Source organism: Caballeronia eucalypticola (assembly GCF_047608185.1).
Classification (GTDB): domain Bacteria; phylum Pseudomonadota; class Gammaproteobacteria; order Burkholderiales; family Burkholderiaceae; genus Caballeronia.
In genome coordinates this window covers 1-14,755 of sequence record NZ_JBLKRU010000006.1, presented here as the reverse complement: position 1 = coordinate 14,755, position 14,755 = coordinate 1, and the positions used below count along the sequence as shown (strand labels likewise).

Below are 14,755 nucleotides of genomic sequence, written 5' to 3'. Positions count from 1 at the left end.
TCAACAAAAACGCCGGTGGCCTGCAAGAGCACACCGGCGTTTCGTCTTTCGCTACAACAACCTCACTCCACCGCCTTAACCATATCCTCGATCACCTTCTTGGCGTCCCCAAAAACCATCATCGTCTTGTCCATATAGAACAGTTCGTTATCCAGCCCGGCATAACCCGCCGCCATGGACCGTTTGTTCACGATGATCGTCTTCGCCCGATAAGCCTCCAGAATCGGCATGCCCGCAATCACCGATTTCGGGTCCGTCTTCGCCGCCGGGTTCACCACGTCATTCGCCCCGAGCACGAGCACCACGTCCGTCTGCTGAAACTCACCGTTGATATCTTCCATCTCGTGGACTAACTCATAGTCCACTTCGGCTTCAGCCAACAACACGTTCATATGCCCAGGCATCCGACCAGCCACCGGGTGAATCGCGTACTTCACGTCGATGCCTTTCTCGAGCAGCTTATCGGTGAGTTCCTTCAGCGCGTGTTGAGCGCGCGCCACTGCCAAGCCATAACCCGGCACGATCACCACCGTTTCCGCATTGCCGAGCATGAACGCGGCGTCATCGGCGGAACCGGATTTCACCGGACGTTGCTCTTGCGCACCGCCCGTTGCCGCCGCACCGCCTTCGTTACCGAACCCGCCCAACAGCACGTTGAAGAACGAGCGGTTCATCGCGCGGCACATGATGTACGACAGAATTGCACCCGACGATCCCACCAACGAGCCGGCAATAATCAGCATCGGGTTATTCAACGAGAAGCCGATACCGGCCGCCGCCCAGCCCGAATACGAATTCAGCATGGACACGACCACGGGCATATCCGCGCCGCCGATCGGGATGATGATCAGCACGCCGAGCGCGAACGCGATCAGCGTCATGATCACGAACGGCAACCACGATTGCGTCAGCATGAAGATAATGCCGAACCCAAGCATCGCGATAGCCAGTAGCAGGTTGATCATGTGCTGGCCGGGATACACGACCGGCGCGCCCTTGAACAAGCGGAATTGATACTTGCCCGAGAGCTTGCCGAACGCAATAACCGACCCGGAAAACGTGATCGCACCCACAAACGTGCCAATAAACAATTCCACGCGATTGCCCACGGGAATCGGTTCACCCAACGCGGCAAGACCAAATGCTGAGGGTTCCGAAACAACGGCATAAGCAATACATACCGCCGCCAGACCGATCAGCGAGTGCATCGCGGCGACAAGTTCCGGCATCTTCGTCATCTCGACCTTCGCCGCGACGTACGCGCCAACTGCACCGCCGACCACGAGCGCCGCGAACAGCAAGCCAAGCCCGAGCGACAGATCCGACCCCAGCGCCGCTGCCTGCTTCACGATCAACGCGATGGTCGTGAGAATCGCGATCGCCATGCCGGCCATGCCGAACGTATTGCCGATGCGCGCCGTCTTCGGATTCGACAGCCCTTTGAGCGCCTGGATGAAACACACCGAGGCGATGAGATACAGGAGAGTGACAACGCTCATGCTCATTGCGCGGCCCCCTTCGAAGCGTTAGTAATCTGCTTGGGCGCTTTCTTCTTGAACATCTCGAGCATTCGCCGCGTGACCAGGAAGCCGCCGAACACATTGACCGCCGCCAACAACACCGCGAGCGTGCCGAAGAACTTGCCGGCACCGCCTATCGTCAGGCCGGCTGCAAGCATTGCGCCGACGATCACGATCGCGGAAATCGCGTTCGTCACCGCCATCAAGGGCGTGTGCAACGCGGGGGTGACGTTCCACACCACGTGATAACCGACGTAGATCGCCAGCACGAAGATGATCAGGTTGATGACCGTGTGATTTACCAGTTCCATGTCAGTCTCCTTTTATTCCGCGCGTGACCTGGCCGTCGCGGCACAGGAGCGTGGCGGCGACAATATCGTCGGCCATATCGATGTTCAGCGTCCCTTCCTTCGACACAATCAACTTGATGAAATCAAGCAGGTTGCGAGCGTAGAGGGCGGAGGCATCGGCGGCGACCATGGAAGCGAGATTCGTGTAACCGACCAGATGCACGCCATGTTTCGTCACGACCTGATCGACTTCGGTCAGCGGACAATTGCCGCCACGACGACCTTCGTATTCGGCGCCGCGACCCGCTGCCAGATCGACGATGACCGAACCCGGTTTCATCGCCTGGACGGTTTCCGCGGCGATCAACGTAGGCGCGGGACGGCCGGGAATCAGCGCGGTCGCGATGACGATATCGGCTTGTTTTGCACGTTCGGCCACCAGCGCGGATTGCCGCGCGAGCCAGCTTGGCGGCATAGGGCGCGCGTAACCGCCAACGCCAACCGCGGCTTCGCGTTCTTCATCGGTTTCGTAGGGAACGTCGAGGAACTTCGCGCCCAGCGATTCGATTTGCTCCTTTACGGCGGGACGCACATCGGAGGCTTCGATCACCGCGCCGAGCCGCTTGGCCGTAGCGATAGCCTGCAAGCCCGCCACGCCCGCGCCGAGCACGAGCACGCGCGCGGCTTTGACGGTGCCGGCGGCGGTCATCAACATTGGCATGAAGCGCTGATAGATATTGCTTGCGACCAGCACGGCCTTGTACCCGGCGATATTCGCCTGCGACGACAAAACGTCCAGGCTCTGTGCACGCGTAGTACGCGGCGCGGCTTCCAGCGCAAATGCGGTGATGCCAGAAGCGGCCAGGCGCGCGTTGTTATCGGCGTTGAACGGATCGAGCATGCCGGCAATCACCGCGCCGGATTTCAGCAGCAGCAATTCGGCTTCGTTGGGCGAATGAACCTTGAGGACGAGATCAGCGGCAAACGCGGTGTTGACATCGACCAGCTCGGCGCCGGCAGTGGCGTAGGCATCGTCGATATAACTCGCTGGCACACCCGCGCCGCGCTGCACCGTGACCCGGTGACCTTGCGACACGAGCTTCTTAACCGTCTCCGGCGTGGCGGCGACGCGCGCCTCGTTCGCCCGCGTTTCGGCAGGCACTCCGATATGCATCTTCAATCCTCCTCACGTTCTAGTTTTTAATATGGCCGTGCGTAGTCGCTCGCGCTGATTTGCAGCAACAAGCCTGCACGTGATTAAGCGGTTATTTAAGCTGTTATTTGCGACTGATCGTCACTGTAACCGAAACTTTTGTGAAAAATGACGCCATCGGACAACAACGTGCACGAACTCCGCGGGCGACGTAAAAACGCGCAAAACGGTAAAATACCGTCCCATGAAACCAGAACGATGGACACCGCGCGTGACGGTCGCGGCAATTGTGGAACGTGACGGGCGCTTTCTCGTGATCGAGGAACACACGTCGGACGGGCTCAAGATTAATCAGCCGGCCGGACATCTGGAAGCGGGAGAAACACTCGTCGACGCCGTGAAACGCGAGACGCTCGAGGAAACCGCGCATCGTTTTGAGCCGGAGGCGCTTGTCGGTACGTATCTGACGCATTTTGAACGGCCGGGAAGATCGGTCACGTATTTGCGGTTTACGTTCTGCGGCACGACATCGGGCGAGGCGCCGGGCATGGCGCTGGACGCGGGTATCGTGCGGGCCATGTGGCTGACCGCTGACGAGTTGCGCGCTTGCGCCGACCGGCACAGGTCGCCAGCCGTGCTGGAATGCCTCGAACACTACCTCGCCGGGCGCCGCGTGCCGCTCGACTTCATTCATACGCACTCGGTGGCGCCGGTGCAGGCTGGGACCTAGGCTGATTTCAGCCTCAGGCAAGTAACGTAGAGAGAGCGATGAGCAAGGCCGGAAAACAGAAAGTCGTGGTGGGCATGTCGGGCGGCGTGGATTCGTCGGTGACTGCGTGGCTGCTCAAGGAGCAGGGCTACGACGTGATCGGCCTGTTCATGAAGAACTGGGAAGATGACGACGACAGCGAATACTGTTCGACGCGGCAGGACTGGATCGACGTGGTGTCGGTGGCGGACCTGATCGGGATCGACGTGGAAGCGGTCAACTTCGCGGCCGAATACAAGGATCGCGTGTTTGCGGAGTTCCTGCGCGAATATTCGGCCGGCCGTACGCCGAATCCGGACGTGCTGTGCAACGCCGAGATCAAGTTCAAGGCCTTCCTCGACCATGCGATGTCGCTGGGCGGCGAGACCATCGCGACGGGGCACTATGCCCGCGTGCGTGAGCGTGACGGGCTGTTCGAACTCCTCAAAGCCACCGATTCGACCAAGGATCAGTCGTACTTTTTGCATCGGCTGAATCAGGCGCAGTTGTCGAAGACGCTGTTTCCTCTCGGCGAGATGCCCAAGACGAAGGTTCGTGAGATTGCAGCGCAGATCGGCTTGCCCAATGCGGCCAAGAAGGATTCCACGGGCATTTGTTTTATCGGAGAGCGGCCGTTTCGCGAGTTCCTGAACCGCTACCTGCCGACGCAACCCGGTCCAATGAAAACACCCGATGGGAAAGTGATCGGCGAGCATGTCGGGCTGGCGTTTTATACGTTCGGTCAGCGTAAGGGCATCGGGCTCGGCGGCAGCAAGGACGGCAGCGGAGACCCGTGGTTCGTCGCGGGCAAGGACATGGCGTCGAACACGCTGTACGTGGTGCAGGGGCATGACCATCCGTGGCTGCTGTCGCACTCGCTCGTGGCCGGCAATACCAGTTGGGTCGCGGGGGCAGCGCCGGTCGAAGCCACTGTTTGCGCGGCAAAGACGCGCTATCGGCAATCGGATGCGCCTTGCGTGGTCGGTGCGTCAGGACCGGCGGATGGGCAGTTTGAGCTCCGTTTCGATGACGCCCAATGGGCCGTCACGCCCGGGCAATCAGCCGTGCTTTATCAGGGCGACGTGTGCCTGGGCGGCGGGATCATTGAATCGGCAGCAACTGCCCAGCCTGTGCGACGTGACGCGGGCGCTGCATTGCTCACGGCCAGGTAGTTTGCTGGTTCAGATCATCGTGCAGGATGTGAGCGGGCTGCGGCCCGCTTTTTCCTGCGCAGAGCTTGCGGGAAACGCGGTCGAATCAGTAATTTATAAAAAATCGGTACATACCCGGTAACGTTTGGGCTCCTTGTGAGCAGCCCAGAACGAAAATATTGCGGTTGTTTGGCGGAAAGCGTCCCAAAAAATCGTACGCGGAGCTTGACTATCTATCTTCTAGTAGATAAATTATCGCTATGTTGCAGCGGATTAATCAGAACGTCACTCTGTACACAAGGCAGCACGAGCGGGCAGCACCTGCGCGACGAACCCTGTGGAAGTAGCGAACCAAAATCGAAATGAATACCGACAAGACTCCTGACAAAAATACCGTGCGCGAGCAATTGCTCGATCACGCCCAGGTTTTGCTGATGACCCGCGGCTACAACGGGTTTAGTTATCGGGACTTGTCGACGTTGGTCGGCGTGAAGACATCGAGCATTCACTATTATTTTCCGTCGAAGGAAGATCTGGTGCTCGAAGCGGTGAATACATACAGCGCAGATGTGATGTCGTCTATTTACGCCATCGATAGCTCTGCCACCGCCGAGAAAAAGTTGGACCGTTATGTGAAGCTGTTCGGCAAAATTGTGGGCGAAGGCGATCAGGTTTGTCTTTGCGGAATGCTTGCTGCCGATATTGAATCGCTCCCCGAAGGTGTTCGCCATGCGGTTCAAGCTTTTTTCAAAGCTAACGAAACCTGGCTGGCAAAGGTGTTGGTCGAGGGCGAAAAGCAAGAAACTCTACGCGTGAACGGAAAGCCGGATGTGGCGGCGCGAGCGTTATTCGCGGCGTACCAGGGAAGTCTGTTGGCCTGCCGGTTATTTCACACGAAGGTGCGTTTGGATGAAGTCACTCAAACTGTGAAACGGTGATTCACGATGTGAGTGAAAACGCATTACTTGGTGCGGTTATTCGAAGGAATTGAGTCCCGAGGGAAGGGGGATCGAATAATGAGACGGGTGAAGCCGCGAGGTGTTGAAACGAGTGCGCTCTGCTGGCCTTTCGACATCATTGTTAATAATGATTTGACGTGTTCCAGATTCAGCATTTATCAAGTTATCTATCTTCAGGTAGGTAGATTTTGGTTGCCGATTTTATGTGCCCTTAAGTTATTTGGAAGTTATTTTTACCGTCATCCAAAAGTATTGAAGAAGTCAGTCCAGAAGCAGCGGCTTGGCATGTCAATGGTAAATCGGGAGCGACTGTTTACTTTTAGCCGATCAGGCTGGCGTGCACTGCGTTTCTGAGCGACGGGGTTCAGTGGCCGAACGCCTGTCCAGTGCCCGCAGGCAAGTTGCGCGAGTCAGTAGTGTCGTCTCCGTTGGCGTTGACGTGGCTACTCACAGAAAAGCTAGCCAATGTTCGCCATGTTACTCGGTTATCTATCTAGTAGTAGATAAAAATGTATTCGTTATATATCCGTCACCTGCTCCTCGATCCTCAGTTTTTTGTTTTTCGTACTCCGTTTTCGGCATTCCGTGTTTCAGCCGTACCCATCGCAGCAACCCGGTTCTCGCACCGGGCCCTAAACCGCCGTACTTTTACTAACAGGAATAGAACCATGTACAAGCTCAAGTCCTTCGCCATCGCCTCCGCTGTTGCTGCATTGCTTGGAGTCAGCGCCGCCGCGCAAGCCGCTCCCGTGCTTGAGCCCACGACGCAGCAGTTTATCGATGCGCTCACGGCGCAAAAAGGTCCGCCGATCTACACCCTTTCTCCCGCCGATGCCCGCAACGTCCTTGCTGGTGCTCAATCGCAGCCGGTGTCGAAGGAAGCCGCGCAGATTGAAGACCGCGTGATCGAAGCAGGGCCGACAGGCAAGATCGCGATCCGGATCGTACGTCCCGCTCATGCCAAGGGCGTGCTGCCGGTGATCATGTATTTCCACGGCGGCGGTTGGGTGCTGGGCGACAAGAATACGCACGACCGCCTGATCCGTGAGATCGCGAACGGTGCGCAGGCCGCGGTGGTCTTCGTAGATTACGATCGCTCGCCGGAAACGAAATTCCCGGTGCCGACAGAGGAAGCCTACGCCGCCACTCGCTACGTGGCCGAGCATGCAAAGCAGTTCAATATCGATGCAACGCGGATGGCCGTGGCCGGAGACAGTGTCGGCGGCAATATGGCGGCGGCCGTGACGTTGATGGCGAAGGAGCAGGGCGGCCCGGCGCTGCGTTACCAGGTGTTGTTCTACCCGGTCACCGATGCGAATTTCGACGACGGCTCGTACAACGAATTCGCCGATGGCCCGTGGCTCACCAAAAACGCGATGAAATGGTTCTGGGACGCTTACACGCCCAACGCCGCCGATCGGGAAAAAATCACGGCGTCGCCGCTGCGTGCATCGCTTGATCAGTTGAAGGGCTTGCCGCCTGCGCTCGTCATCACCGACGAAAACGACGTGCTGCGCGACGAAGGCGAAGCGTACGCGCGCAAGCTTTCGCAGGCCGGCGTCCGAGTGACGGCGGTGCGTTACGCCGGGACGATCCACGACTTCGTAATGTTGAACGCATTGGCCAACACCCCAGCCACGCGTGCCGCGATCGAACAGGCGAATACCGTGCTGAAGAAGGCGCTGGCGAAATAAGAGAGCCGCCGCGCCACGAAAAAGCCCCACGCGAGTGGGGCTCTTTTGTGGCAATCATTCGCTAACGCCGTGACCGGCGTCCGATTAAGCGTCAGTCGGCAATGTATCGATGAAAGACTGGCGCAGCGACAACCGCTGAACGTGCTTGTCCAGATTGGGATAGTCCTCGCGCCAGTTGGCGTTGGGCATACGGAAATCGAGATATCCGAGCGCGCAACCGCAAGCGATATCGGCGAGCGTGAAGTGATTCGCCGAGCACCAGTTCTTGGCGGCGAGCCCCTTCGACATGGCCTTCAGGCCATCGTCAATCTTGCGCTGCTGACGCGCTACCCACGCCTCGTTGCGCTGGCCTTCCTCGCGCTGGGTAGTTTCCAGGCGAATCAGGACAGCGGCGTCGAGCATGCCGTCGGCGAGCGCTTCCCAGCATCGAACTTCCGTGCGCTCACGGCGTTCTTGCGGCAGCAGTTTGCCGACCGGCGTGAGCGTGTCGACGTATTCGCAGATCACGCGAGAATCGAAAACGGCTTCGCCATCGTCCAGAATCAGGCACGGCACCTTGCCGAGCGGATTAAAACTATGGATTTTCGAATCGGATGCCCAGACGTTTTCGAGCACCAGTTCGCAGTCGATTTTCTTTTCTGCCATCACAATCCGCGTCTTTCGAACGTACGGGCTGTTGAGCGAACCGATCAGTTTCATCATCTGTGTTGTCGTTTCTGCAAAGAGTAGTCACGGAGATGGATCTTAACCGCCCGGACGTGCGCCGACTGTAAATTTGGGATGGCGGCGTTGTGGTCGGGCGACAAAAAACCGGCGCACCTTTCGGTGCAACCGGGTTGCGTCTCGGGGCCCGACGTCATGCCCATGACGGATGCTTCAGTTTATGCACCGCGTCGCCCAGTGGCACGGCGCAAAAACACGGTCAGCCGTGCTCACTGGGCCGGAGCGGCGTTGGCGGACATCGCAGTCGGAGGACAAGGAAGCACTGACGGCACGCGAGCTACAACTTTTCCGGCCTTGCCCGTTGTAGCGGAAGACGCTCCTGGAACCGGCACCGAACTCACCGTGCGAATCCCGGCGGATATCTCCCTGGCGAGTTGATCGACCGCTCGCCGATGGCCAGCCACCAGCGCGTCATAGCCTGCATCGACAGTTTGTTCGGCCTGCGTCCGGCACGTCAGCACTGCTTGGTTGTTCACGCCGCGCACGCTCCAGACGGCATCGATGAACGCGCGCCGGCCCGGCGACGACTCGAAGCTCTGAACATTCACCTTCACGCGATACACCGGCACGCCATCGGGATGCGGCGTGCCATAAACATCAATCGCCCCCGTCTGCTGCGTCAAATCCGCCGACAGCGCGCGCCGGACTTCGTCGGCGGGAAGGGACGCCCAGCGCTCGTCCTCGAGCACGCGGACTTGCGCCGAGCCGTCCTGCACGACCATCTGGTTCTTCGCGACTTGCGGCGGCATGTCCACCGGCGACACTTCCAGATAGAACGAAGCGGGCGCGGCCGTTCTCGTCGCGGGCGCCGTGGGGGCATTGCCGCCGAGCGTATAAAAGCGGCTTGCCGGCGAACTGCTGCACGCGGCGAGCGCGGCGACCAGACCTATCGCCGACACCCCGCCGACGGTTTTGAATATTCTGGCCAAGCTCATGGCTTATCTCCTGGTTTCCCGCGCACGAGCGATTCCGGATGACGTTCCAGATAATCGGAGAGCGCGTTGAGCGATTGCAATGTCCGCGTGAGTTCCTGCAGCGCCTGATGAACATCTGACTGCAGCGGCGAGTCTTGCTGCAGCGTGCTTTGCGCCTCGTTGAAGGTTTTCCGCGCGGCGGTAAGCGTGTCGCGTGCTTCGGGCACAACTTGCGTGCCGAGCTGGTTAAAGAGGCCGTTCGCGTTCTTCAGCGCGCTGTTCAGGTTGTTGCCGATCTCATCGAACGGAATCTTGTCGAGTTTCTTCGCGATATCCGCTACCTGAAGTTGCAACTCGTCGAGCGTATTCGGCACGGTCGGCAACTCGAGCGGATCGGCGCTTGGGTCCACCGTCGCCTTGGCGGCTTTCGGGAAGACATCGAGCGCAACATAAAGCTGTCCGGTCAACAGGTTGCCGGTACGCAACTGTCCGCGCAAACCGTTCGACACCAGTTTCTGGAGCAGTTCCTGTCCGGCCACGGTGTTCTGGCGCGGCACCGCGTCCCGGAAGCGCTTGCCCAGCCGCTCCGGATAGATGTTCATGGTCACCGGCATCTGGAAGGTGCGCGTTTTCGCATCGTATTCGATCCCGATACCCGTCACGCTTCCAAGCAGGATGCCGCGGAAATCGATTGGCGCACCCACCGACAAGCCTCGCAGCGACTGGTTGAAATTCATGACCACGCGGATTGGCTGGCCGTCCGGATCGCGCATGGCGTCCTGCTCGTCCGAACCAAGGCGGAAGGTCATGTTGTCCGGCGCCTGCTGCCCGGGCTCCTGATTCGGCGGTGTCTGGAAGGCGATACCCCCCAGCACGACGGTCGCAAGCGACTGCGTGTTCAGCTTGAAGCCGCTCGCATCCAGCCGCAGGTCGACGCCGCTTGCGTGCCACCAGCGCGAATTTGTCCCGACGTACTGATCGTACGGCGCGTTCACGAACACTTGCATGGTGACGCCCGTGCCGTCCTTGTCGAGCGAAAAGCCGACGACTTGCCCGACCTGCACGCGCCGATAATAGATAGGCGAACCTATATCGATGGAACCCAGCGACTCACCGCGCAAGGTGAATTGCCGTCCTTTTTGATCGCCGGTGACCGCAGGCGGGGTTTCGAGCCCGACAAAATGGGTTTCGTCCTCTTTCGATTTCCCCGCATCCACGCCGATATACGCACCGGACAACAACGTGCCGAGTCCGGTCACGCCGCTGGCGGCCACGCGCGGGCGCACCACCCAGAAGCGCGAGTCCTTCACCGCGAAGTCCTCGGCGACCTTGGTCAACTGGACATCGACGAGCACGCGCGAGTGGTCTTTCGACAGCGTGATCTCCTTGACCGTGCCGACATCGACGTCCTTGTATTTGACCTTGGTCTTGCCTGTCTCCAGGCCTTCGGCGCTCACGAAGCTGATCGTGATCGTCGGTCCGCGTCCCGACACCGATTTCACCACGAGCACGATGCCGATCAGCGCGGCGATCAGCGGAATTACCCAGACGAGCGACGGGATCCAGCGGCTGCGCGGTTCGATGACCGGCTCAGGCAGATTGGGCGGCAAGCCACCACCGCCGCCCGCGTTTCGCGACGGCTCGCTCGGGCCTTTGACGGTGTTGTTCGAAGGACCTTGCGGGCTAGTCATGTTTCTTTCCTGAAGGTTCGATGTGATCCCACATCAGTCGCGGGTCGAATTGCATGGAGGCCAGCATGGTGAGCACCACCACGCAGCCGAACGCAAGTGCGCCCGGCCCTGGCGTGATGACGGCGAGTGAGCCGAAGCGCACGAGCGCGACGGTCAGTGTCACGACAAAGACATCGAGCATTGACCATCGGCCGATTTTTTCGACGATTCTGTACAACGTCGTGCGCTGGCGAGGACGCCACTTGGAGCCCGATTGGGTGGCCCAGGTGAGAAACGCCAACGTGCCGAGCTTGAGCATCGGCACGAGAATACTGGCGATAAAAATGATCGCGGAGAGCGGATAGTCGCCATCGTTCCAGAACATCGCCACGCCGCTCATGATGGTGTCGTCTTCGGAACCGACTATCGACGAGGTGTGCAGCACCGGATACAAATTCGCCGGAATGTACAGGATCGCGGCGGACAACAACAACGCCCAGGTGCGCGCGACCGAGTCCGGATTACGCCGATGCAGCGGCGAACCGCAACGCACGCAAAGCTGGCGTTCAACCGTGAACACGCGCTTTTGCACACGGTTGCACGCGTGACAGGCGATCAGCCCGGCTTCCTTGGCCGTCGTGAATACTGGCTCGGGAGATCCGGGGGCATCGGGGACGTCGGATGCGCCGGGCGTGTCGGGAATATTGGGCTTGTCGGTCATGGCTTGGTCGGTGGCGCGGCTGCCTCGGGAGGCCTCGGGAGGCATCCGCTGCGTGCCGATCGGCGGACTTTGCTGCGGCCCACGCGTTGGCACGAACGGATGCAACAAATCAGATGCCGGGCCGGAATGCGAAGTGGTCGCATAAGCCGATACCGAGCCGGACCGGAGGCCGCCGAAAGGCGTGTATCGCAACGGTCCGTGACCGCTGACACGCTCGGCGATGTCCCACAGCGCGCGCGGATCGAAGGTGAGGATGACCGCGAACAGCAAGGTCAGCGCACCGAACGCAAAAAGCGCCGCCTCAGGAATGACGCGGGCGATGCTCACCATTTTCACCAGCGTGACGAGTATGCCCAGCATGAACACTTCGATCATTCCCCACGGCCGCACGAATTGAATCGCTCGCAGCACCTGACTGAAGCCGGCCGGAATGAAACCCGCGCGCAACGGCACGAGCAAATACAGCATGGCAACCAATTCGGTCAGCGGGAAAAGGATGGTCGCGCAGAAAACCATGGTTGCGATCACTTCCATGTTCTCGCCCCACAGCGCGACGATTGCACCAATCAGGGTCGTTTGCGACGTGATGCCGTTCGTTTCCAGTTCCACGATAGGAAAGGCCTGCGCGATCAAGAATGTGATCAGCGCGGCGAGCGTGATGGAGCAAAGCTTGTCCAGATTCGACGACACGCTCTGATAGAGCGTGGCGCCGCAGCGCGTGCATTTCGCGGAACTGCGGGACGGCAGGGCGCGCTTATGAAACAGCGTGTCGCACTCGTGGCATGCGATTAGATCGTCTTCTTCCATAGGTGGAATACTGGGCTCGTGCTGGCGTGTTGTTTTAGTTTCTTGAACGTCGTTGTTCTGGGGCGGCTGCATAAAACAGCAAGGGCCGGACCAGCGGGCATGGTAACAAACGGCGGGCCGCCACGCGGAAGAAGCGCGGAGACTTGACTCGCCGTCGCGTCACGGCTTTAAGGCCCGGCGTTGCAGCGACCCCTGCCGATGAGCATAACTGGATTTGATCCATCGCCCAGATGGAATGGCCGGCGTGGATGGCGCGTTAACCTTGGACAAAGCTCTCTTGAACAAAACCTGGAAAACCAGCCCGCTTCACAAGCCACTGATATCAGATTTGTAACGCGGGCGTGGACCGATCGGCAACTATTTCTTTATCGGAAAGCCGGCTTTTACTTGTTCGGGTAGGATGGCGGCCTTGAGACCTTGTCGTCGGGGTTATTGCGGATAACGCGCGATACACCGCTTGGGTCAAGTCATCAATTGCGCACTTTTTCTGGTGGATCACGTATGGGACGCAGCCCGAATTTCGCCAGCTCCGATAGCTACAGCCGGACCGCGATCGGCCTTCACTGGCTGATCGCGCTGCTGATCGTATGCGGCTTTTATCTTGGCTGGATCATGACCGATATTCCCGGTTTCACGCCAACCAAGCTCAAGTATTTCTCCTGGCACAAATGGATCGGCGTGACGGTCTTCGCGCTGGCCGTCGTGCGTGTGCTCTGGCGCACCACGCATAAGGCTCCGGCCATGCCGCGACGCATTCCCACGTGGCAAAAAGGCGTCGCTCACCTCACGCACTTTCTGCTCTATGCGCTGATGCTGGTGATTCCGATGTCCGGCTATCTGTATAGCTCGGCCGCAGGTATTCAGGTCGTGTATCTCGGGCTGGTGCCGTTGCCGACGATCATCGGACCGGACAACGCGCTGAAAATCACGCTGAAGATGGTCCACATTTACCTGAATTACACCCTGCTCGTGCTCGTCGTCATGCACGTGCTGGCTGCTTTGAAGCATCAATTCGTCGATCGTGACGGCTTGCTCGCACGCATGATTCCGTTTCTTCGATAAACATCGTCCGGTTCGCATTCATCGAAAATGAGCTGTAATTGATTCCTTGTTGTTGATAGCCAGTTTCCTCCGCACGGGTTGCGCCGGATTGCGTTTGACTTTTCAATAGCGGTTCAACCGGTTTTCCCGGTGGCCTCAGGACAGACATGAAACACGCGAAATTTTCCCGTTGGTTGCTTGCAGGCGTATCCGCCGCATCGCTGGTCGCGGCGGTGTCCGCTTTTGCCCAAGCCCAGGTCGATACGACCAAAAGCACGGTGACGGCGACATCGAAGCAAATGAACGTGCCGGTCGAAGGCAAGTTCAAGAAGTTCACCGCGCAACTCGACTTCGATCCGGCCAAGCCAGCGGCCGGCAGTGCGAATCTCAGCATCGACACGAGCAGCTACGATCTCGGCGACGAGAGCTACAACAAGCAGGCCACTGACAAGGACTGGTTCGACACAGCCCATTTCCCGACGGCGACTTTCGTTTCGACGGGCATCGCGCCGGCAGGCGGCACGAAGTTCAACGTCAGCGGCAAGCTCACGATCAAGGGCAAGTCGCAAAACGTCACCGTACCGGTCACCGTGACGAGCCAGGGCGCGACGCAAACCTTCGACGGATCATTGCCCATCAAACGCACGCAGTTCGATGTCGGCTCGGGCGAATGGAAAGACACCTCGGTCGTCGCCGACGAAGTCGTCATCAAGTTCCACCTCGTCGCAACGAAGAAATAAGCGCTCACCGAACCTTGATCCTAGGTCTTCACAAATTCATTCTGGAAAACTCATGAAAAAGAACCTTCTGATTGCAGCCGCCGGCGCGCTTTTCGCGGCCGTTTCGTTCAACGCGATGGCTGAAGAAGTCACGTATCAACTCGACCCGAACCACACGTACCCGAGCTTTGAAACCGATCACTTTGGCGGCATCTCGATCTGGCGCGGCAAGTTCACGAAGAGCAGCGGCACCGTGACGCTCGATCGCGCAAAACAGAAGGGCACGCTGGACGCGACTATCGACATGACGTCGATTGATATCGGCAATGACAAGCTGAACGGTGAACTGAAGAGCGCGCAATTCTTCGATGCCGACAAGTTCCCGACAGCGACCTACAAGGGCACGTCGATGAAGTACAAGGGCGATGTGCCGGTTGAAGTGATCGGCGAACTGACGCTGCACGGCGTGACGAAGCCGCTGAACCTGAAGATCGAATCGTTCAAGTGCTTCACGAACCCGATGCTGAAGAAAGAAGTGTGCGGCACGGAATCGACGGCCACGTTTGATCGCGGCGACTTCGGCGTGGATTATGGCAAGACATACGGCTTCAAGATGAAGACGACGCTGCATATTCAAGCCGAAGG

General features: G+C 59.0%; 14 protein-coding genes. 7 read left to right on the top strand and 7 right to left on the bottom strand.

The window, feature by feature from the left end; translation table 11 throughout:
* Window positions 1-62: 62 nt before the first annotated feature.
* The 3 genes from ACMX25_RS09225 to ACMX25_RS09215 are packed head-to-tail and all read right to left on the bottom strand — an operon-like array spanning window position 63 to window position 2,984.
* On the bottom strand, window positions 63-1,505 hold the full coding sequence (locus ACMX25_RS09225) for an NAD(P)(+) transhydrogenase (Re/Si-specific) subunit beta (RefSeq protein WP_414949416.1): 1,443 nt from the start codon (window positions 1,503-1,505) through the stop codon (window positions 63-65).
* Window positions 1,502-1,831: an NAD(P) transhydrogenase subunit alpha part 2 gene (locus ACMX25_RS09220; RefSeq protein ID WP_414949414.1), complete on the bottom strand. Its 330-nt coding sequence runs from the start codon at window positions 1,829-1,831 to the stop codon at window positions 1,502-1,504. Before ACMX25_RS09220 ends, ACMX25_RS09225 begins: the two co-directional genes overlap by 4 nt.
* Window position 1,832: 1 nt before the next feature.
* Window positions 1,833-2,984 carry a Re/Si-specific NAD(P)(+) transhydrogenase subunit alpha gene (locus ACMX25_RS09215; protein ID WP_414949413.1) on the bottom strand — a complete coding sequence of 384 codons (1,152 nt, stop codon included), beginning with the start codon at window positions 2,982-2,984 and terminating at the stop codon, window positions 1,833-1,835.
* Between the two features lie 223 nt (window positions 2,985-3,207).
* Between ACMX25_RS09215 and ACMX25_RS09210 the strand changes: the two genes are divergently transcribed.
* The 4 genes from ACMX25_RS09210 to ACMX25_RS09195 all read left to right on the top strand — a co-directional run bounded on the left by ACMX25_RS09210 (window position 3,208) and on the right by ACMX25_RS09195 (window position 7,515).
* Complete coding sequence (locus ACMX25_RS09210) at window positions 3,208-3,693, top strand: NUDIX hydrolase (protein WP_414949411.1); 486 nt, start codon at window positions 3,208-3,210, stop codon at window positions 3,691-3,693.
* A gap of 38 nt (window positions 3,694-3,731) precedes the next feature.
* Window positions 3,732-4,883: a tRNA 2-thiouridine(34) synthase MnmA gene (mnmA, locus tag ACMX25_RS09205; RefSeq protein WP_414949409.1), complete on the top strand. Its 1,152-nt coding sequence runs from the start codon at window positions 3,732-3,734 to the stop codon at window positions 4,881-4,883.
* A 341-nt stretch (window positions 4,884-5,224) separates the two neighbouring features.
* The gene (locus tag ACMX25_RS09200) at window positions 5,225-5,800 is read left to right on the top strand and encodes a TetR/AcrR family transcriptional regulator (RefSeq protein WP_414949408.1); all 576 of its coding nucleotides are present in this window, start codon (window positions 5,225-5,227) and stop codon (window positions 5,798-5,800) included.
* Between the two features lie 689 nt (window positions 5,801-6,489).
* Complete coding sequence (locus tag ACMX25_RS09195) at window positions 6,490-7,515, top strand: alpha/beta hydrolase (RefSeq protein WP_414949407.1); 1,026 nt, start codon at window positions 6,490-6,492, stop codon at window positions 7,513-7,515.
* An 84-nt stretch (window positions 7,516-7,599) separates the two neighbouring features.
* On the opposite strand, the gene ACMX25_RS09190 is transcribed toward ACMX25_RS09195, so the two are convergent.
* The 4 genes from ACMX25_RS09190 to ACMX25_RS09175 all read right to left on the bottom strand — a co-directional run bounded on the left by ACMX25_RS09190 (window position 7,600) and on the right by ACMX25_RS09175 (window position 12,350).
* Window positions 7,600-8,217 (bottom strand): glutathione S-transferase C-terminal domain-containing protein, encoded by a 618-nt coding sequence (locus tag ACMX25_RS09190; protein WP_414949406.1) that lies wholly within the window; start codon window positions 8,215-8,217, stop codon window positions 7,600-7,602.
* A 230-nt stretch (window positions 8,218-8,447) separates the two neighbouring features.
* Window positions 8,448-9,173 (bottom strand): PqiC family protein, encoded by a 726-nt coding sequence (locus ACMX25_RS09185; protein WP_414949405.1) that lies wholly within the window; start codon window positions 9,171-9,173, stop codon window positions 8,448-8,450.
* Window positions 9,170-10,843: a PqiB family protein gene (locus ACMX25_RS09180; RefSeq protein ID WP_414949404.1), complete on the bottom strand. Its 1,674-nt coding sequence runs from the start codon at window positions 10,841-10,843 to the stop codon at window positions 9,170-9,172. Before ACMX25_RS09180 ends, ACMX25_RS09185 begins: the two co-directional genes overlap by 4 nt.
* On the bottom strand, window positions 10,836-12,350 hold the full coding sequence (locus tag ACMX25_RS09175; protein ID WP_414949402.1) for a paraquat-inducible protein A: 1,515 nt from the start codon (window positions 12,348-12,350) through the stop codon (window positions 10,836-10,838). The genes ACMX25_RS09180 and ACMX25_RS09175 overlap by 8 nt, the downstream gene beginning before the upstream one ends.
* A gap of 501 nt (window positions 12,351-12,851) precedes the next feature.
* Here ACMX25_RS09175 and ACMX25_RS09170 point away from each other — a divergent pair.
* From ACMX25_RS09170 to ACMX25_RS09160, 3 genes are all read left to right on the top strand, one after another.
* Window positions 12,852-13,412 carry a cytochrome b gene (locus ACMX25_RS09170; protein WP_414949400.1) on the top strand — a complete coding sequence of 187 codons (561 nt, stop codon included), beginning with the start codon at window positions 12,852-12,854 and terminating at the stop codon, window positions 13,410-13,412.
* A gap of 146 nt (window positions 13,413-13,558) precedes the next feature.
* A complete protein-coding gene (locus ACMX25_RS09165; RefSeq protein ID WP_414949398.1) occupies window positions 13,559-14,131 on the top strand; it encodes a YceI family protein in 573 nt (190 codons plus the stop codon).
* A 52-nt stretch (window positions 14,132-14,183) separates the two neighbouring features.
* A partial coding sequence (locus ACMX25_RS09160) for a YceI family protein (protein ID WP_414949397.1) occupies window positions 14,184-14,755 on the top strand: 572 nt, incomplete at its 3' end.